General features: G+C 66.6%; 21 protein-coding genes. 6 read left to right on the forward strand and 15 right to left on the reverse strand.

Annotated features, from left to right (window positions below):
* Position 1: 1 nt before the first annotated feature.
* A complete protein-coding gene (locus EEB18_RS13050) occupies positions 2-457 on the forward strand; it encodes a hypothetical protein (protein WP_187141303.1) in 456 nt (151 codons plus the stop codon).
* A 33-nt stretch (positions 458-490) separates the two neighbouring features.
* Positions 491-1,846 (forward strand): DNA recombination protein RmuC, encoded by a 1,356-nt coding sequence (locus tag EEB18_RS13055; protein WP_187141304.1) that lies wholly within the window; start codon positions 491-493, stop codon positions 1,844-1,846.
* A 25-nt stretch (positions 1,847-1,871) separates the two neighbouring features.
* Here EEB18_RS13055 and EEB18_RS13060 read toward each other — a convergent pair whose 3' ends face one another.
* From EEB18_RS13060 to EEB18_RS13100, 9 genes are read right to left on the reverse strand one after another with little or no spacing between them, the layout of a single operon-like run.
* Positions 1,872-2,225: a hypothetical protein gene (locus EEB18_RS13060; protein WP_187669001.1), complete on the reverse strand. Its 354-nt coding sequence runs from the start codon at positions 2,223-2,225 to the stop codon at positions 1,872-1,874.
* 53 nt (positions 2,226-2,278) lie between these two features.
* Complete coding sequence (locus EEB18_RS13065; protein WP_187669002.1) at positions 2,279-2,992, reverse strand: META domain-containing protein; 714 nt, start codon at positions 2,990-2,992, stop codon at positions 2,279-2,281.
* A gap of 52 nt (positions 2,993-3,044) precedes the next feature.
* On the reverse strand, positions 3,045-3,863 hold the full coding sequence (locus EEB18_RS13070; RefSeq protein ID WP_187142371.1) for a TrmH family RNA methyltransferase: 819 nt from the start codon (positions 3,861-3,863) through the stop codon (positions 3,045-3,047).
* Positions 3,864-3,867: 4 nt separating this feature from the next.
* A complete protein-coding gene (locus EEB18_RS13075; protein WP_056345338.1) occupies positions 3,868-4,146 on the reverse strand; it encodes an HPr family phosphocarrier protein in 279 nt (92 codons plus the stop codon).
* Entirely contained in the window at positions 4,143-4,547 is a 405-nt protein-coding gene (locus EEB18_RS13080) for a PTS sugar transporter subunit IIA (RefSeq protein WP_056347134.1), read from the reverse strand. The genes EEB18_RS13075 and EEB18_RS13080 overlap by 4 nt, the downstream gene beginning before the upstream one ends.
* A 38-nt stretch (positions 4,548-4,585) precedes the next feature.
* A complete protein-coding gene (gene rapZ, locus EEB18_RS13085; protein ID WP_187142372.1) occupies positions 4,586-5,527 on the reverse strand; it encodes an RNase adapter RapZ in 942 nt (313 codons plus the stop codon).
* Positions 5,524-5,970, reverse strand: coding sequence for an HPr kinase/phosphorylase (locus tag EEB18_RS13090; protein ID WP_056345343.1), 447 nt, complete (start codon positions 5,968-5,970; stop codon positions 5,524-5,526). Before EEB18_RS13090 ends, rapZ begins: the two co-directional genes overlap by 4 nt.
* Positions 5,971-6,024: 54 nt before the next feature.
* A complete protein-coding gene (locus EEB18_RS13095) occupies positions 6,025-7,623 on the reverse strand; it encodes a sensor histidine kinase (RefSeq protein ID WP_187669124.1) in 1,599 nt (532 codons plus the stop codon).
* Entirely contained in the window at positions 7,607-8,317 is a 711-nt protein-coding gene (locus EEB18_RS13100) for a response regulator transcription factor (protein ID WP_056345351.1), read from the reverse strand. The genes EEB18_RS13095 and EEB18_RS13100 overlap by 17 nt, the downstream gene beginning before the upstream one ends.
* 280 nt (positions 8,318-8,597) lie before the next feature.
* Between EEB18_RS13100 and EEB18_RS13105 the strand changes: the two genes are divergently transcribed.
* Genes EEB18_RS13105 through EEB18_RS13115 form a run of 3 tightly spaced genes read left to right on the forward strand, consistent with a single transcriptional unit; the run spans position 8,598 to position 11,095 of the window.
* Positions 8,598-10,199: a phosphoenolpyruvate carboxykinase gene (locus EEB18_RS13105; protein ID WP_187142373.1), complete on the forward strand. Its 1,602-nt coding sequence runs from the start codon at positions 8,598-8,600 to the stop codon at positions 10,197-10,199.
* A 48-nt stretch (positions 10,200-10,247) separates the two neighbouring features.
* On the forward strand, positions 10,248-10,700 hold the full coding sequence (locus EEB18_RS13110; RefSeq protein WP_187142374.1) for a hypothetical protein: 453 nt from the start codon (positions 10,248-10,250) through the stop codon (positions 10,698-10,700).
* 38 nt (positions 10,701-10,738) lie between these two features.
* Positions 10,739-11,095: a hypothetical protein gene (locus EEB18_RS13115; protein ID WP_187142375.1), complete on the forward strand. Its 357-nt coding sequence runs from the start codon at positions 10,739-10,741 to the stop codon at positions 11,093-11,095.
* A gap of 15 nt (positions 11,096-11,110) precedes the next feature.
* On the opposite strand, the gene EEB18_RS13120 is transcribed toward EEB18_RS13115, so the two are convergent.
* The 3 genes from EEB18_RS13120 to EEB18_RS13130 all read right to left on the reverse strand — a co-directional run bounded on the left by EEB18_RS13120 (position 11,111) and on the right by EEB18_RS13130 (position 14,403).
* Positions 11,111-12,028 carry a DUF2268 domain-containing putative Zn-dependent protease gene (locus EEB18_RS13120; protein WP_187142376.1) on the reverse strand — a complete coding sequence of 306 codons (918 nt, stop codon included), beginning with the start codon at positions 12,026-12,028 and terminating at the stop codon, positions 11,111-11,113.
* Positions 12,028-13,881: a DUF885 domain-containing protein gene (locus EEB18_RS13125; RefSeq protein WP_187142377.1), complete on the reverse strand. Its 1,854-nt coding sequence runs from the start codon at positions 13,879-13,881 to the stop codon at positions 12,028-12,030. The genes EEB18_RS13120 and EEB18_RS13125 overlap by 1 nt, the downstream gene beginning before the upstream one ends.
* Positions 13,882-14,007: 126 nt before the next feature.
* Complete coding sequence (locus EEB18_RS13130) at positions 14,008-14,403, reverse strand: DUF3597 domain-containing protein (RefSeq protein ID WP_056345370.1); 396 nt, start codon at positions 14,401-14,403, stop codon at positions 14,008-14,010.
* A 179-nt stretch (positions 14,404-14,582) separates the two neighbouring features.
* Between EEB18_RS13130 and EEB18_RS13135 the strand changes: the two genes are divergently transcribed.
* Positions 14,583-15,185, forward strand: a complete 603-nt coding sequence (locus tag EEB18_RS13135) for a DUF937 domain-containing protein (RefSeq protein ID WP_187142203.1) — start codon at positions 14,583-14,585, stop codon at positions 15,183-15,185.
* A 39-nt stretch (positions 15,186-15,224) separates the two neighbouring features.
* On the opposite strand, the gene EEB18_RS13140 is transcribed toward EEB18_RS13135, so the two are convergent.
* From EEB18_RS13140 to rplU, 3 genes are all read right to left on the reverse strand, one after another.
* A complete protein-coding gene (locus tag EEB18_RS13140; RefSeq protein WP_187142202.1) occupies positions 15,225-15,821 on the reverse strand; it encodes a GNAT family N-acetyltransferase in 597 nt (198 codons plus the stop codon).
* 249 nt (positions 15,822-16,070) lie between these two features.
* The gene (gene rpmA, locus EEB18_RS13145) at positions 16,071-16,340 is read right to left on the reverse strand and encodes a 50S ribosomal protein L27 (protein ID WP_056345384.1); all 270 of its coding nucleotides are present in this window, start codon (positions 16,338-16,340) and stop codon (positions 16,071-16,073) included.
* Positions 16,341-16,388: 48 nt separating this feature from the next.
* Positions 16,389-16,850 carry a 50S ribosomal protein L21 gene (gene rplU, locus EEB18_RS13150; RefSeq protein WP_056345388.1) on the reverse strand — a complete coding sequence of 154 codons (462 nt, stop codon included), beginning with the start codon at positions 16,848-16,850 and terminating at the stop codon, positions 16,389-16,391.
* Positions 16,851-17,008 lie beyond the last annotated feature (158 nt).

Consider the following 17,008-nt stretch of genomic DNA (forward strand, 5'->3'; position numbering starts at 1 on the left):
CTTGCCTTCTCTCCCGACGATCCTGCGCGCCGTCCCGCTGCTGCTCGTCGCCGCTTTGGCGGCCTGCGCCCCGGACGGATACAGCGAGGAGAAGCGCTATCCGCTGCCGATCGGCGAGCTGCGCGACCATCTGCTCAACCGCAACTATGTCCCCGGCAGTATCGAAGGCATGCCGGGCTGGCAGGTCGAAACGAGCCTCCTCGATGCCCGGATGATCGTCTGGCGCATCCACTTCGATGGAAAATGGGAATATAACTGCTTTACCCAGATGACGCCGGGCGATGCGGGCCGCGACGAGACGCTGGTCCGGACCCATTGCGTGACCCCCGCCAATGATCTGCCCGATACGCCAACGAGGGAGCGGACGATCGCCCTGTCGAAAATGATCGACCGGATCCTGACGTCGGTGACCAATCCTTTCGAAAAGAAACCGGGGCCCGAAGGTAGAAGCCTCTAGCCAAGCGCGCGCTGTTCGTCCTATGTTCCGCATATGGATATCGTTTCGTTGCTCGTTGCCCTTGTCGCCCTCATCCTCGGGGGGCTGATCGGCTGGCTGTTCGCCGGGCGGCAGGCGGGAGCGCTGAAGGCCGAGCGCGACGGACTTTCGGAGCGCTTCAGGATTGCGGTGACCGATCTCGCGGCCGAGGCCGAGGCGCGCAAGGCCGCCGACCTGCAACTCGCCGGGCTGGTCAGCGAACAGCGCGCGCGCGATGTGGCGCATGATGCGCAGATCGCGCAATTGAAGGACGCGCAGGTCGCGCTCACCGCGCAGTTCCGCGAGGTCGGGCAGGCGATGCTCGATGGCGCGCAAAAGACATTCCTCGAACGCGCCGACGCGCGCTTCAAGGAGAGCGAGGCGACCACGGGGCAGCGGCTGCAAGGGCTGCTCCACCCGGTCCACGAACGGCTCGAAAAATATGAGCAGGCGGTCGCCAAGGTCGAGGCGGAGCGCCAGAACGCCTTCGGCCTGCTCCACGGCCAGATCGAATCGATGCGCGCGGGCACCGAACGCGTGTCGAGCGAGGCCGCAAAACTGGTCAACGCGCTGCGCAACGCCCCCAAGGCGCGCGGCCGCTGGGGCGAACAGCAACTGCGCAACGTACTGGAGAGCTGCGGCCTCAGCGAACACGCCGATTTTCAGACCGAGGTCAGCGTCACCGATGGCGACGGCGGAAGGTTGCGCCCCGACGTCGTCGTGCGCGTGCCCGGCGGCCAGAATCTCGTCATCGATGCAAAGGTCTCGCTCAACGCCTATCAGGACGCCTTCGGCGCGGTCGACGAGGGTGAGAAGGCGCTGCATCTTGCCGCGCACGCCGCCGCGATGAAGGCGCATGTCAACACCCTCGGCGCCAAATCCTATTGGAACCAGTTCGACGACACCCCCGATTTCGTCGTGATGTTCGTCCCCGGCGAACATTTCCTTGCGGCGGCGCTCGATCAGGATCCGGCGCTGTGGGACTATGCGTTCGAGCGCAAGGTGCTGCTCGCGACCCCGACGAACCTGATCGCGATCGCGCGCACCGTCGCGGCGGTGTGGCGGCAGGAAAAGCTCGCCAACCAGGCGCGCGAGATCGCTGCGCTCGGCAAGGAGCTTTACGCGCGCATGTCGGTGATGGGGTCGCACATCGCCAAGGTCGGGCGGAATCTTGATCAGGCAACGGGCGCCTACAACAGCTTCGTCGGCAGCTTCGAAAGCCAGGTGCTGACGCAGGCGCGGCGTTTCGAGGCGCTCGATATCGAGACCGGCGACAAGGAAATTCCGGCTTTGCCGGTCGCCGAACAATCGGCGCGCCCGCTCGCGAAACTGGCCAGCGCGCCGGCGGCGGTCAACGACGCGGGTGAATAGCGCTGATCCCTGACACTTGGAGGGGTCACGCCGTCCAGCGAAGCCGTGCGAGGAAAGCGGTCAGTCGCTCGCACGCCGCACCTGGTGCGACGAGCCTTTGCCACTGACGCTCTGCGATCGGCGTATCGATGTAGCGGAAATCCACCAGCCCGGACCGCAGCGGCGAAATGCGAAGATAGGGCGCTGTTTGAGGGTGGGCGTCGGATTGCTGGATGCACAAATCATGCATCGAGGTCCAACCGAACAACATGGTGCCAAGCGGTCCGTCCGATATCAGTGCCGCCACCTGCGCCACGCCGGCGAAAGCGCTCTGGAAGGCCTCGTCGTCAAACCTATGTTGGCGGTAAAACGCTGCGATATCGGCCCACGATTGTTGCATGCCTTGCGTCTGCAATGCTCTCCGCTTGCTGTCAAATGACCCCGGCTGGTGCGTCAGATCACCCGCTTTAGCACCGCCGTCCGCCCCTCGGCGCCCGTTAAAATCAGCGTGCCGTCGCTCGGGAAGCTCAGGCTTACCGGCCCGCGCATGAGCGCGAAGAAGGCGTTCTCCTGCGTCATGCCCGCACCCGGACACGCCATTTCGGTCGCCATCAGCGGACCGGCGGTCAGTGTCTGTCCGTCGCGTTTATAACCGCCCGAAAAGCGGTTGCAGCCCGCGCTGCCGCTCAGCCTTGCGCCTTCGAAGGCGAGCGACGTCGGCCGGTCGCCCGCGACCGCGACGCCGCCGATCGAGACGAAGGTCCAGCTTGTCCCCGCCAGCACGGCCGGCGGCAGCACCCCGCCGCCGCAGCCCTTCACCGTCTTGCCCTCGGCGGTCAGCGTCACCGTGTCGCGATAGCGCCGGTCGCTCATCCCGTCGCTGCATTCGCCATGGGTGATATCGACGGTCAGCCGCGGCGTCACATAGCGCTCGCCGTTGAAGCTCGGCCGCGCGCCGGGGTTGGCGACGACGATCTTGGTGTCGCCGTAATCGCCGTCGTAGTTGAGCATCCCCGGCGTAATCTCGAGCGTCCAGCCGGGCTCGGTACCAAGCGCGAAATAGGCGGCGGCCGGCGGAGCGCCGGGTCCCTGCGGTGCATCGGCGGGGGGAACGCAGGCGGTGAGAAGTAAAAGCGGGGCGAGGGCGGGCAGGGTGATCTTGGTCATGCGGACCTCCTGGACCGATCGGGCTGATCGACCGATGAACGAGAACCGCCCGCTATCGGTTCCGCCGCTGGTTCAATACCTCATAGGCCATGACCGCCGCCGCGACCGCGGCGTTCAAACTGTCGGCCTTGCCGAGCATCGGCATTTTCACCCGCACGTCGGCCGCCGCGGCATAGTCCGCCGGCATCCCCTGCGATTCATTGCCGATCAGGATGAAGGTCGGCGCCGCATAGCGCACCGCCTGATAATCCTCCGCTCCGTCGAGCCAGGTCGCGACCAGCTGCCCGGGGCCGCCACGCAGCCAGGGCAGGAAGTCTTCCCATCGTGCCTGCACCAGTTGCTGGGTAAAGATCGCCCCCATGCTCGCGCGCACCGCCTCGACCGCATAGGGATCGGTGCTCTCGTCGAGCAGGATCAACCCGCCCGCGCCGACCGCGTCGCCGGTGCGCAGCATGGTGCCGAGGTTGCCCGGATCGCGCAGCCGTTCGGCGACGAGCCAGATCGGCGACGCGCCGCGGTCGATATCGGCCAGCGACGTCTTCGGCTCAGCGTAAATCGCGACGATCGCCTGCGGATTGTCCTTGCCCGATAGTTTCGACAGGATCGCCGGCGTGGTGTCGACCACTTCGCCGCCGCCCGCCAGCGTCGCGTCGATCAGCGCCTGCGCCAGCGGATGCGCCGCACCCTCGGGGCCTAAGAACAGCCATAAAGGCAGCACGCCTGCCTCGCGCGCCTCGGTCGCGATACGCAGCCCTTCGGCAAGGAACAGCCCCTCGGCGCGGCGATGGCGCTTCTCGCGCAGCAGCCGCATCCGCTTGACCAGCGGATTCGACAGGCTTTCGATGGTGGAACGGCGGCCCGCTTGGGTCATGCCGTCAATCCTCGCCGAAGCTGTCCTTGACCAGCCCGACGAGCTTGAGCAGCGCCGCGTCGGCGCCGTCGCCGCTGGTGTGGATGGTGATCGAATCGCCCTTGGCGGCGCCCAGCATCATCAGCCCCATGATCGAGGTGCCGTTGACGCGGCTGCCGCCTTTTTCGACCTCGACCGACACGGTCTCGGGCAGGCGGCTGACGAAGGTGACGAACTTGGCGCTGGCGCGCGCGTGCAGACCGCGCTGGTTGGTGATTTCGACCGTCTCGCTGTTTTCGTTCATGAACCAACCCCCAGCATTTCGGATGCGACGGAGATATATTTCTGGCCCGCCTCTTTTGCGGCGATCACCGCCGGGCGGATGTCCATGGTCTTGCGCGCGCTTTCCAGCCGGATCAGCATCGGCAGGTTGACCCCGGCGATCACTTCGGTGCGCCCGGGCTCGAGCAGGCTGATCGCGAGGTTCGACGGGGTGCCGCCGAACAGGTCGGTCAGCATGATGACGCCGCGGCCTTCGTCGACCTTGCGGATCGCGTCGGCGATTTCCTTGCGCCGCATCTCCATATTGTCGTTGGGACCGATGCACACGGTGGCGATCGCGCGTTGCGGGCCGACGACATGCTCCATCGCGGTCACCATTTCCTCGGCGAGCCGGCCATGGGTCACGAGGACCATCCCGAGCAGCGGCAATGCTTTGTCAGTGGGCATGAAGTGCGAGACCCTTATGCTTGTTTGCCGCCGGACGCGGGAGATGCGGACGGGGGCTTGCCCTCAAGCCCATCTTGCGGGGCGGAGTCAAGGTTGCGGTGGGTGACCGTCGGCGCATGACCCGCCGACCGTAGCGTCTGGGCAACACGTTCGGCGACATGGACCGATCGGTGGCGCCCTCCGGTGCAACCGAACGCGATGGTGACATAGCTTTTGCCCTCGGCGCGGTAGCGCGGCAGCAGCGCCAGCAACAGTGCCTCGATCTGGCCGACGGTCGCCTCATAGGCGGGATCGGCCATGACATAAGCGGCGACATCGCCGTCGAGTCCGGTACCGGGTTTCAGTTTCGGGTCCCAATGCGGGTTGCGCAGATAGCGCATGTCGAACACCAGGTCGGCGTTGCGCGGCAATCCGCGCGCGAAGCCGAAGCTCAGCACGCTCAGCACCGGCTCATCCTCGCCGCTGTCGCCGAAACGCTGGCGGATTTCCTGTTGCAGGTCGTTGCTGCTGTAATTGGTGGTGTCGACGACATGCTCCGCCCAGCGGCGCAGCGGCTCCATCATCTCGCGTTCGCGCGCGATGCCGTCGGCGGCGGGGCGGTCCTCGGCCATCGGGTGGCGGCGGCGCGTCTCCGAAAAACGGCGTTCGAGTTCGGCCCCGGCGCAATCGAGGAACAAAGTGTCGATGTCGCGCCCGCCCGCTTCGCGGAGTTGCTTCATCCGTTTGACCAGCGGCGCGGGTTTGAACCCGCGGCTGCGGCTGTCGATGCCGACCGCGAGCGGACGGCCTTCACGGCCTTGCCCGGCAGGGGCGTCGAGCAGCGCGTCGAGCAGCGCGACTGGCAGGTTGTCGACGACCTCCCAGCCGAGGTCCTCGAGCACTTTCAGCACCGTCGACTTGCCCGCCCCCGACAGGCCGGTGACGAGCAACAGGCGCGGGTCGCGCGTCTCCTTCATGCCCCGACCCCCAACCGGTCGAGCGCCATCAGGATCTTGATCGGTGCCGATGCCTCGAATCCCGAAATCAGCACTGCGGGCAATTCGACCCCCGCGACGACCTCGACCTGGTTCGCGGGCGGCATCCGCTCGGGCCGTTCGGACAGGCGCACCGCGATCGCGAGCGGAACCGGGCCGGTGAAGGGCTGCTCGACGATGCCGATGCCGCGCACCTCCAGCTTGCCGGCGAGGATCGCGGGCGGGCGGCACCACAGGCGGCCGCGGTCGAACCAGATGTCGCAGCGGTCGTCGGCGACCAGCCGCGCGCCGCGATCGATCAGCCGCAGCGCGAGGTCGGACTTGCCCTGTCCCGAATGGCCGAGGATCAAAATGCCGCGACTCCCCGCCGCGACGCAACTCGCGTGGATATTGACGATCTGGGGAGCGGTCCGGCGCGGCAACATGGGGCGCAGGCTTACCGGCGTGTCAGCGGCGGGGCAAGGCGATTGGGTCGGGGCTTACGCCGCGTCGTCATTGCCCTCGGCGGCGGGAAGGGTGATCAGCAGGCTCGCGCCCGGCTGGCCGTCGTCGCGGTCGCGCGCGGCGATATGCCCGCTATGCCCCTCGACGATCGTTCGTGCGATCGCGAGCCCCAGCCCGCTGTGCCGCCCGAACGCCTCGCCGTCGGGGCGCTCGCTGTGGAACCGGCGGAAAATGGCCTCGCGCTGCGACGGTTCGATGCCCGGGCCGTCGTCGTCGACCCCGATATGGACGTCGTTGCCCAGCCGCGTCGCGCGCACGCAGACGAGGCCGCCGGGGGGCGAAAAGCTGATCGCATTGTCGATGACATTGTCGATCACGCGCTCGAGCCGATGGCCGTCGCCCATCACCAGCGTCGCACCCTTGCGCGGGCGGGCGAAGGCGATGCGCGGATGCGGCAGGTCGGTTCCCTCCGCCCTGGCCGCCCGCGACACGAGCATCGATTCGATCATCAGCCCCAGGTCGATCGGCTCGAAATTGGTGCGCGACAATTGCGCGTCGATGCGGCTCGCGTCGCTGATGTCGGTGACCAGCCGGTCGAGCCGCCGGACATCCTCGTCGGCGATTGCCAGAAGCTGGGCGCGTTGCTCGTCGGTCTGGACGCGCCGCAGCCCCTCGACTGCCGAGCGTACCGAGGCGATCGGGTTCTTCAGCTCGTGCGTCACATCGGCGGCGAAATGCTCGCCGGCGTCGATGCGTTCGCGCAGCGCCTGCGTCATGTCGCTCAGCGCGCGCGCCAGCGTCCCGATCTCGTCGCGGCGGCTCGGCAGGCGCGGCACCACGACCTCGCGCGCGCGGCCCAGGCGAACGCGCACGGCGGCGCGCGCGAGCTTGCGCAGCGGACGGACGATCGTGCGCGCGAGGAAGAGCGAGAGCAGGATCGAGGTCATCAGCACCAGCGCGACCACGACCGCGAGCCGGAAACGTTCGGCGCGCACGGTGCGCGTGATGTCGCGCGCGTTCAATGTCATCAGCATGACCTGCGGGGTGTCGAGGTCGACGATCCGCGTCGCGCTGAGCAAGGGCGTGCGTTCGGGGGCGTAGCGGAAGCGGGTGGTGGCCTGGCCGCTCCGCATCGTCTCCGTGACCTCGGGCCAGGATGGGCCACGGTCGGTCGCGGGTTCTTCGAAATCGGGATAATTGGGTGCACCGACGATCCAGTCGATGCCGCGGTCCATCGCGCGCGCGGCGTCGCGTTTCCACGGCTGCAGGTCGGGATCGCGCAGCGTATAGGTCGGCGGACCATGATCAAAACTGTCGTCGAGCCGGTCGCCGCCGCGCGCATAGAAGCGCAGCCGCGATTCGGTCGCACGCGTGAATTCGTCGATCAGGTGCCGGCGCTGGTCGGGGCGTGCCGCCTCCAGCGCCTCGTCGAGCATCGCGAGCTGCTCCTTCATCACCTCGATTCGCGTATCGACCAGCCGGCTGCGATAGGTGTCGAGATAGAAGAAGCCGCCCGCGAGTAGCGCGATCGCGACGATATTGACCGCCAGGATGCGCGTCGTCAGCGACCAGCGCGCCGACCAGACGAGCGGCTGGTCCTCGGCGTCGCGCGCGGGATCAGCTTTCGTCGGCAAACCGGTATCCCGCGCCGTAAAGCGTCGCGATCGCGTCGAACTCGGGGTCGACCTCGCGGAACTTGCGCCGCAGCCTTTTGATGTGGCTGTCGATCGTGCGGTCATCGATATAGACATCGTCCTGATAGGCGGCGTCCATCAACTGGTTGCGGCTGCGCACGATGCCGGGGCGGGCCGCCAGCGTTTCGAGGATCAAAAATTCGGTGACGGTCAGCGTCACGTCCTTGCCGTCCCATTCGACCTTGTGGCGCGCCGGGTCCATGCGCAGGCGGCCGCGGGTGATCGGGTCGGCGACGGGCTCGTCCTCGTCGCCCGGCGCGTTCTTGTTGAGCTCGACGCGGCGCAGGATGGCGCGGATGCGCGCAATCACCAGCCGCTGCGAGAAGGGCTTGGCGATATAGTCGTCGGCGCCCATCGCGAGGCCGAGCGCCTCGTCGATCTCGTCGTCCTTGCTGGTCAGGAAGATGACGGGCAGCTGGCTCTTTTCGCGCAGCCGGCGCAGCAGTTCGAGTCCGTCCATGCGCGGCATCTTGACGTCGAAGACGGCGAGGTCGGGTGGATTGTCGATCAGCGGCTTCAGCGCCGCCTCGCCGTCCGAATAGACGCGCGTGACAAAACCCTCGGCCTGCAGCGCGATCGACAGGGATTGCAGGATGTTGCGGTCGTCGTCGACCAGCGCGATGGTTGCCGTCATGCTCTTTCCATATGGGCGGGCGTCCCGGCAACTAGCCGATCCGTGGCCTCGCCACAACCGCGGCGGCGGCGCTCGGGTTCCGTAACGGCACCGGCATGGCGCCGCCGCCGATACCCAGCTTTAATCTTTTGACCTCATCCTTCATCCTCGCTAACGCGGCCGGGAATTTACGGAATCGGCGTCACGTCGGCACCCATGAAAATGCGGGCCTCCCCTTATGCTCGGCAGGCCTTGCATACCTATGCAGTGGGGCTGCGGCGCGGTTGGGAAAGGCAAGAACATGACGAAGATCATCATCGGCAATGGCGCCGTTGAAACGCAGGCCGCGGTTGCCGAAAACTGGGGCACGTCGGCGCTGATCGAGGATGCCATCCGTCATGGCGAAGGCCTGCTCGCCAAGGACGGCCCGCTGGTCGTCGCCACCGGCAAGCACACCGGGCGCAGCGCCAAGGACAAGTTCATCGTCCAGGACGACGAAACGCGCGACACCATCTGGTGGGGCAAGACCAATGTGCCGATGACCCCCGATCATTTCGCGGCGCTCAAGGCCGATTTCTTCGCGCATCTTGCCGATCGTCCCCGCCTGTTCCGCCAGCAGCTGTTCGGCGGTTCGCAGCCCGAACATCGCGTCGCGGTCCAGGTCGTCACCGAATTCGCCTGGCACAGCCAGTTCATCCGCACCCTGCTCGTCCGCCCGACCGCCGACGAACTGGCGGCCTTCGCGAGCGAATATACGATCATCGACCTGCCGAGCTTCCGCGCCGATCCGGCGAAGCATGGCACGCGCACCGAAACCGTCGTCGCGGTCAATTTCTCCGAAAAGCTCGTGCTGATCGGCGGCACGGCGTACGCCGGCGAGATGAAGAAGTCGGTGTTCGGCATCCTCAACTATCTGCTCCCGGTGAAGGGCGTGATGCCGATGCATTGTTCGGCGAACATCGGTCCGAACGGCGACACCGCGGTCTTCTTCGGCCTCAGCGGTACCGGCAAGACGACGCTGTCGGCCGACGCTTCGCGCACGCTGATCGGCGACGACGAGCATGGCTGGTCGGACACGGCGGTCTTCAACTTCGAGGGCGGCTGCTACGCCAAGATGATCCGCCTCTCGCCCGAGGCCGAGCCCGAGATTTTCGCGACCACCAAGCGCTTCGGCACGGTGCTCGAAAATGTCGTGATGGACCCCGCGACGCGTGAACTCGACTTCGACGATGCGACCCTCGCCGAAAACAGCCGCGGCAGCTACCCGATCGATTTCATTCCGAACACCTCGGAAAAGAACATGGGTCCGGTGCCGCAGACGGTCATCATGCTGACCGCCGACGCTTATGGCGTGTTGCCCCCGATCGCGAAACTGACCCCCGACCAGGCGATGTATCACTTCCTCTCGGGCTACACCGCGCGCGTCGCCGGCACCGAAATCGGCGTGACCGAGCCCGAGGCGACCTTCTCGACCTGCTTCGGCGCGCCCTTCATGCCACGCCACCCGTCGGTTTACGGCAATCTGCTCAAGGAACGCATCGCCAAGGGCGGCGTTCAGTGCTGGCTCGTCAACACCGGCTGGACCGGTGGCATGGCGACGATGGACGGCATCAAGCGCATGCCGATCAAGGCGACCCGCGCGCTGCTCAACGCCGCGCTCGACGGCAGCCTGAACGATGTCGAATTCCGCAAGGACCCCAATTTCGGCTTCATGGTTCCGGTTGCGGTTCCGGGCGTCGATTCGGGTCTGCTCGATCCGCGCGAGGCGTGGAGCGACAAGGCGGCCTATGACCGCACGGCGCAAACGCTCGTCGGCCAGTTCATCGACAATTTCGCCCAATTTGCCGAGCATGTCGACGAAGGCGTCCGTCAGGCCGCACCGCAGGCGGCTGTCGCAGCATAATTGACCCGGAAACTTCCGGGTGCTCATTCACCCGGAAGGACCGGACCGATGACCACCGACTATAAGCCGCGCCTTTTCGTGCGCGACGAAGACATACACGCGCTCGGCGAGGGGCTGCTCGCCTGCGCGCTGCCGCGCACCGCCTGGACGCACGAGGCGCATCTGGGCGCCTGCCTGTGGCTGCTGACCGAACGCCCCGACATCGACATCGACGCCGAGATCGCCGGCATCATCCGCCGCTTCAACACCAGCGTCGGCGGCGTCAACGACGACACGCAGGGCTATCACGACAGCATCACCCGCGCCTATGTCGCGGGGGCACGGCTGTTCCTGTCGGAGACGGCGGAGACGGGACTGACGGCGCGCGTCAACGCGCTGCTGCTTTCGCCGATGGGCGCGCGCGACTGGCCGCTGCGCTTCTACAGCCGCGACCTGCTCTTTTCGGTGGCCGCGCGGCGGGGATTTGTGCCACCGGACCTCGCGCCGCTGCCTGCGGCGTGATAGCATCGCGCCGGTTTCTCGCCAAAGGAGCGTAAGACATGAGCATCTTGGACAATATTCTCGGCCAGATTTCGGGCAACGACACGGTGATCAACCTTGCGGCAAAGGTCGGCCTGTCCCCTGAGCATGTCGAATCGGCGATCGCGGCGCTCGCCAAGCAGCACCCGATGCAGGGCGACACCGCCGAAGGTGCCGCTGCAGCAACCGGCTTGCCGCTCGAAAAACTGCAGGAAATCGTCGGCCATATCGGCGGTGAAGGTTCGCTCGGCCGTTTCGCGACGATGCTCCAGCAGGACGGCGCTTCGGGCATCCTCGGCGCGCTCGACCGCGATGGCGACGGTAACCCGCTCAACGACCTCGGCGGCATCGCGGGATCGCTGTTCGGGAAGAAATAAGGGTGCGCGCCGGGGTTAGAGGGCTATCCCCGGCGTCCAGCCGCTCGCCGCGAGAAAGGCGGCCGGGTCCTTCATCTCGATGATCTCGCGCAGCGCCGCCGCTTTGTCGGGCGCGCGGTTGTAATAGCTTTTGACGATTCGATAACCGACCCAATAGCCAAGGTCGCCGGGCCAGCCATCGCTGCCTTGCTTGTTATAGAGCCAGCGCGACCCGATGGCTTTCTCGTCCTTCTCGGCAAGGAAGGCGGTCTCCAATGCCTTCTCGCGCCCCTTGGCCCATTGGTGAAGCAGCGGATAGCCGACCGAACCGGACATCAGCTCGCCGACGAATTCGGCGACCCCTTCGCCCAGCGCTGCCCGCAACACCTTTTCTTCGGGGTCCTCGACTTGCGCAAGAGGTTGCTGCGCATGGACATATTCATGCGCAATGACGTGGACAAAGCGGTCTTCGTCGTCGGCTTCGATGAATGTTGCGGCACACAGGGCTTCCAGCCCGATGTAGAGGCCGTTGGCGTTCGCGGTCCCGGCGGTCGATGCGCGGCCGATCGCGATGGTGATCGGCGGAAACTTCGCTTGCGGATAAAGCGCGGCGAGCCTGTCGGTTGCGGCGATGAGGCGCGGGCGGACGCCGCCGAGCTTCGCCGCGCAGCCGCGCGCGTCGTCAAAGACCTGTCGCTTGTCGCGCAACGCCGTCGCCAGCCGCTCGGGGGTGATCCGGCGCAGCGTCATAAACTCGGCGAACCCCGGCGTCGGCTCGGCAAGGTAGCGGGCCGCAAGCAGATCGGGCTGCCCGGCGATCGCGGGATCGTCGTAAAGCGCGAAAAAGCGCTCGACGTCCGATGTGATAATCGCGACCCGCGGCGGCGGGGCATCGGCGGCCTGTGCCGCGCCCGCCAGCAGTAGCGCCGCCAGGGCGGCGGCCGTCCGGCGCATCAGCCTTTCGCCCCCGCCACATATTCCGCGACATTCTGCGCCAGCACGTCGAGCGGCACATTGCCGCCTTTGACCACGACATCGTCGAAATCGCGCAGATCGTATTTCGCACCGAGCGCCTTTTGCGCCAGCCCGCGCTGGCGCACGATCTCGCTATGCCCGACCTTGTAGCCGCAAGCCTGCCCGGCCCAGCTGCAATAGCGATCGACCTCGCTCGATACTTCGAGCGGGTTCGAGCCATTCTCCTTGACGAAAAACTCGACCCCCTGCTCGCGTGTCCAGCGCTTGGCGTGCAGCCCGGTATCGACGACGAGGCGGCAGGCGCGGAAGGCGAGCGACTGGAGATAGCCGAGCCGCCCGACCTCGAAATCGTAGTAGAGGCCGAGTTCGTCGGCGAGCTGTTCGGCGTAGAGCGCCCAGCCTTCGCTATAGGCGTTGAACGCCAGCATCGTGCGGATCAGCGGCATCTGGTTGGCATATTCGCCCTGCCAGGCGTGGCCGGGGATCGCTTCGTGCATCGCGAGGTCGGGCAGCGAATATTTGCTGTGCAACTCGGTGGTGCGCAGGTTGATCCAGAATTTCCCCGGGATCGTGCCGTCGATCGATCCCGCGCCGCCATAGGCTGCCGGTGCCCCCGGCTCCTCGGCGAGCGGCAGGCGCTTGACCTCGACATTGCCCTTCACCAGCGTGCGGAAGGCGCGCGGCAGCTCGGCGCGGATCTTGCCGAGCCAGGTCTGGATATAGGCGACGATCTCGGCGCGGCCCGCGTCATTGTCGGGGAATTTATATTTGGGGTCCTTGGCGAGCGCGTTCATGCGGTCGCCGACCGAGCCTTGCGTATAGCCGATCTTGCGCAGGATCGGGTCCATCTGACCGTGCAGCGTGGCGAGCTCGTCGCGGCCCATCGCGTGAACCTCGTCGGGGGTCATCCGCGTCGTGGTGCTGGCGCGCAGGCCCCAGGCATACCATTCGTCGCCGCCCGGCCGCGCCCACATACCGGCATCCATCGTCGCTTTCGGGCGCTGCGCCTTCATCTCGGCCAGCTGGCGTTCGAGCGCCGCGGCGACTGGCCCCGTGACGATCGCCCCCGCGCGCTGGCCCCAGTCGCCGGCGATCCCCGCCGCCTTCGTCCGCGTGGCGAGGCTGTCGACCATGCCGCCGCCCGCCTTGGCATCGGCAAGGCTCGCTTCCATCTGCTTGACCGCCTTGTCGATCAGGAAGGCGGGGGCAATCATGCCCTGGCCGCCAGCCGATTTCAGCCGCTCGGTCTCGCCATCGAGCACGCCGGGAAAAGCATTGAGCCGTGACAGATAGGCTTCGGCGTCGCCAGCGCTCTTCACCGGATGATCGCTGTCGAGGAATTTGGGAACGTCGAGATAGGCACCGACATTCTGGATCACGACATAGGGGGTGTTGCGCCAGCCGCCGACCGCGACGTCGCCATAGGGCAGGGCAAAGCCGTCGAGCGCGACGCTGTACGCGCTGTCGACAACCGCCAGGCTGGTGCGTGTCTTATGGTCGAGGCCCGCCTTGTCGAAAGCGCGGACACGCGCGAGGTCGGCCTTCAGTGTCTCGGTGAGCGCCTTCACCCCCGTCGGCGAGCGATCGCCGAGCTTGCCGCGTTCGGCGGCGCGCGCGCCGGTGTCGATGCCGAGCGAGGTCGCGCTCTCGGGCGACTGCGCGAGCAGATTGTCCGCGATCGAGGTCAGCAGCGCGTCCGCCGCGCTCGGGCGCGGGCCGGTGATGATCGTTTCAGCGACGGCGGAACCGGCAACGGCGAAGCTCGCGGTGCCGGCACCGAGCGCGGCGAGCGTGTGGCGGCGGCTGACGGGGGTGGAAAGACTGTCGTGCACTTGGCGGCTCCCTGCGACTTTGTTTCTTCTGAAACCTGTCTAGGCGGCGCCGCGCGGGGGTCAACGAAAAGGGGTCGGGAAAGCCGTTGGCTCGCCCGACCCCCGTCGAAAACTATGGTGCGTTTGTCAGTCGGTGAGGTCGGCGGGCACGGTGCCGCCGTTCGCGGCGAGTTCGCGCATGACCGCCTTGATCAGCCAGATGTTCATTTCGGCGCTGCCGTCGAGCGCGCCGGTATAGCCAAGCTCGGTCGCCAGTTCCTTGCGGTTGGCCAGGCTCGGGTCGAGGTCGAGCAGCTTCATCAAATCGACGATCGAGGTGCGCCAGTTGAGATCCTGTCCGGCGTTGGCGGCCTGTGCGGTCAGGATCGCGACGACATCGACGTCGCTGATCGCCACGGGGGCGGCTGGGACGGGCTGCGGCGCGGCGGGGGCGCTGGTGGTTGCGGCGACGGGGGGAGCAGGCACGGCGGCCTCCGCCTTCTTGCCGAAAATCGCGTCTTTGATCGAACTGAAAATACCCATGATGATGCTCCCACTTGTGGCGGCGATGCGGACCCCGGGGGCGGAGTCGCACGGCCGCAGGTTAAGCTTGGCCACAGCGAAATGACAGCCGAATGAACGGCTCGTCCTCCGCCCGCGCGCTGCTATGATAATGCGCGGGCGGGCAGTTCGATCCCGCGCCGCTATGGGAGCATAAAACCATGAATCTGACCGATATCCTCGCCCAGGCCGGCGGCATCGAATCGATGGCGAAGGAATTGGGCGTCCCGCCCGGACTCGCGAAACAGGGCGCGGAGGCGCTGCTCCCGGCGATCCTCGGCGGTTTCAAGAAACAGGCGCAGGGCGGCGGCGGGATCGAAGGCCTCGGCGGGCTGCTCGCCGGTCTCGGCGGCGGAGGCCTGCTCGACGCGGTACTCGCGCCGCAGGCGACCCCGGTCGAACAGGGCAATGACGTGCTCGGCCAGATCTTCGGGTCGAAGGATGTCAGCCGCTCGGTCGCGGGCGACGCGGCGGCGAAGACCGGAATCGACGCCGGCACGCTCAAAAAGATGCTGCCGATCCTCGCGATGCTCGTTGCGGGTTATATGGCGAAGCAGGGCGGCAACGAAGGCGGCGGCGGGCTGACGGGCGGTTTGGGCGGCATGCTCGGCAATGTGCTGGGTGGCGCATTGGGTGGTGGCGCGGCGCCTGCCTCGGGTAGCAGCGGCGGCGCGTTGGGCGGGCTTGGCAGCCTGCTCGACCTCGATGGCGACGGCAACCCGCTCGACGACATCATCGGCATGGCCGGCAAGCTCAGGGGCTAAAGCTCAAGCCCTCTCCCCTTCAGGGGAGGGGCTCAAGGCTCACGCCGCCATCAGGCGCAGTTCCTGACGAAAGTCCTCGTCCACCCCGATGCGGCTTCGCATCGGGGTGACGGCGCCATCGCTGTCGCCGTCCCCTTCCTCGAACAGCGCACACGCGGCTTCGCCGCCGCGCGCGAGGCTATAGCGCTGGGCGATCTGGCCGGTCGGCCGGAAGCCGAGCTTGCGCAGCACCGCGCCCGACGCCGGATTGTCGGTGAAGTGGCCGGCGGTCAGCCGGGGCAGGTTCATCGCGCGCGCGATGCGGATCAACTGGCGCCCCGCCTCGGTTGCGAAACCCAGCCCCCAATAGGGGCGGGCGATCCAGTAACCCATTTCCAGCGTGCCGTCTGGCGCGGGCGAAATGCCGCAGCCGCCGACGAGGCGCGGCGACCCGCCCGTGCGGTTGAAGATCAGGAAACGCGGCTCGGCAGGGTTGATCGGCTTGGCGAGGAATTCCATCGCCTGTTCCTCGCGGTACGGCCAGGGCGCGGTGGCGAGGTTGCGGACCACGCCTTCCTCGCCGATCGCCTTGGCGAGCGCCGGGGCATCTTCCTGCCAGCCGGGCCGCAGCAATAATCTTTCGGTTCTTGCGAACATCGTCTTCACTCCCATTTGCCTGTCGCCCTGGCGCCAGATGGTGACGCTTTGACGACAGGCGATGAAGAGGGAGATGATCGGCCCGATTTTCGCGCCCGTTCGCCGATGGTGGCGCCATGCGCCGGAAAACGGGCAAGAAAAAAGGGAGACCGGGGGCGACCCGTCTCCCTCTTTTCGAACTTTGTTTCCGCTGGCGCGGAAAGGACCGTTCCGGGTCATCCCTTGGTGGACGACCCTGGAAGATCGTCCTTATTCGGCAGCTTCCGCCATGGCGTCGACCGACACATATTTGCGGCCAAGCTTGCCATCATGGAATCGGACATGGCCTTCGGCGGTCGCGAACAGGGTGTGATCCTTGCCCATGCCGACGTTGACGCCCGGATAGACGCGGGTACCGCGCTGACGCACGATGATGTTGCCGCCGATCACTTCCTGACCGCCGAACTTCTTCACGCCAAGGCGGCGGCCGGCTGAGTCGCGACCGTTGCGCGATGAACCGCCTGCTTTTTTATGTGCCATGACTGATGCTCCTTAGTTCGTTCGAGAGGCCGAGCCGCGTTGCCGCGCTCAGGCGTCCTTCTTGGGGGCTGCCTTCTTGGCAGCGGGCTTCTTGGCGGGCGCTTCGGCAGCGGCTTCGGCCTTCGGGGCAGCAGCCTTCTTGGGCGCGGCGTCCTTCGCGGGAGCAGCCTCTTCCTTCGGAGCGGCTTCCTTCTTCGGCGCGGCCTTCTTGGCTTCGCCGACGGCGAGGATGCGCAGCAGCGTCAGCGACTGACGGTGGCCGTTGCGGCGACGGTAGTTGTGCCGGCGGCGCTTCTTGAAGACGATGACCTTTTCGCCGCGCGTCTGGGCGATGATCTCGGCCGAAACGACGAGGCCGTCGGCGCTCTTCACTTCGCCGCCGTCACCGGCCAGCAGGATGTCGCCGAGCGACACGGTGTCGCCAGCTTCACCGGCGATCTTCTCGACGGCGATTTTGTCTCCGGCGGCGACGCGATACTGCTTGCCGCCCGTGCGCACGATTGCGAACATGGTCTTCCATCCAATCAAAAAACTAAATCACCCGCGCACCAGTCCCCTGCCAAGGCAGGCGATTTTTCCGGCATGCGGGAAAGTCAGGCCCACTAACGAGCCAAGCCCGAGCTGTCAACCGCATATTACCGTCGTTTTTGCGGTTTTTGGCAAGGCGG

Origin of the sequence: Sphingopyxis sp. OPL5 (genome assembly GCF_003797775.2) — a bacterium.
In the GTDB taxonomy this organism is placed as follows: Bacteria; Pseudomonadota; Alphaproteobacteria; order Sphingomonadales; family Sphingomonadaceae; genus Sphingopyxis.

Excerpts from the sequence above, each read along its gene's own strand:
- EEB18_RS13090 (WP_056345343.1), bottom strand. The coding sequence starts at position 5,970 with ATGTTGCCGCGCCGGACCGCTCCCCAGATCGTCAATATCCACGCGAGT.
- EEB18_RS13135 (WP_187142203.1), top strand. The coding sequence starts at position 14,583 with ATGAATCTGACCGATATCCTCGCCCAGGCCGGCGGCATCGAATCGATG.
- EEB18_RS13070 (WP_187142371.1), bottom strand. The coding sequence starts at position 3,863 with ATGACCCAAGCGGGCCGCCGTTCCACCATCGAAAGCCTGTCGAATCCG.
- rpmA (WP_056345384.1), bottom strand. The coding sequence starts at position 16,340 with ATGGCACATAAAAAAGCAGGCGGTTCATCGCGCAACGGTCGCGACTCA.
- rplU (WP_056345388.1), bottom strand. The coding sequence starts at position 16,850 with ATGTTCGCAATCGTGCGCACGGGCGGCAAGCAGTATCGCGTCGCCGCC.
- EEB18_RS13055 (WP_187141304.1), top strand. The coding sequence starts at position 491 with ATGGATATCGTTTCGTTGCTCGTTGCCCTTGTCGCCCTCATCCTCGGG.
- EEB18_RS13060 (WP_187669001.1), bottom strand. The coding sequence starts at position 2,225 with ATGCAACAATCGTGGGCCGATATCGCAGCGTTTTACCGCCAACATAGG.
- EEB18_RS13115 (WP_187142375.1), top strand. The coding sequence starts at position 10,739 with ATGAGCATCTTGGACAATATTCTCGGCCAGATTTCGGGCAACGACACG.
- EEB18_RS13100 (WP_056345351.1), bottom strand. The coding sequence starts at position 8,317 with ATGACGGCAACCATCGCGCTGGTCGACGACGACCGCAACATCCTGCAA.
- EEB18_RS13110 (WP_187142374.1), top strand. The coding sequence starts at position 10,248 with ATGACCACCGACTATAAGCCGCGCCTTTTCGTGCGCGACGAAGACATA.
- EEB18_RS13130 (WP_056345370.1), bottom strand. The coding sequence starts at position 14,403 with ATGGGTATTTTCAGTTCGATCAAAGACGCGATTTTCGGCAAGAAGGCG.
- rapZ (WP_187142372.1), bottom strand. The coding sequence starts at position 5,527 with ATGAAGGAGACGCGCGACCCGCGCCTGTTGCTCGTCACCGGCCTGTCG.
- EEB18_RS13105 (WP_187142373.1), top strand. The coding sequence starts at position 8,598 with ATGACGAAGATCATCATCGGCAATGGCGCCGTTGAAACGCAGGCCGCG.
- EEB18_RS13065 (WP_187669002.1), bottom strand. The coding sequence starts at position 2,992 with ATGACCAAGATCACCCTGCCCGCCCTCGCCCCGCTTTTACTTCTCACC.
- EEB18_RS13075 (WP_056345338.1), bottom strand. The coding sequence starts at position 4,146 with ATGAACGAAAACAGCGAGACGGTCGAAATCACCAACCAGCGCGGTCTG.
- EEB18_RS13140 (WP_187142202.1), bottom strand. The coding sequence starts at position 15,821 with ATGTTCGCAAGAACCGAAAGATTATTGCTGCGGCCCGGCTGGCAGGAA.
- EEB18_RS13120 (WP_187142376.1), bottom strand. The coding sequence starts at position 12,028 with ATGCGCCGGACGGCCGCCGCCCTGGCGGCGCTACTGCTGGCGGGCGCG.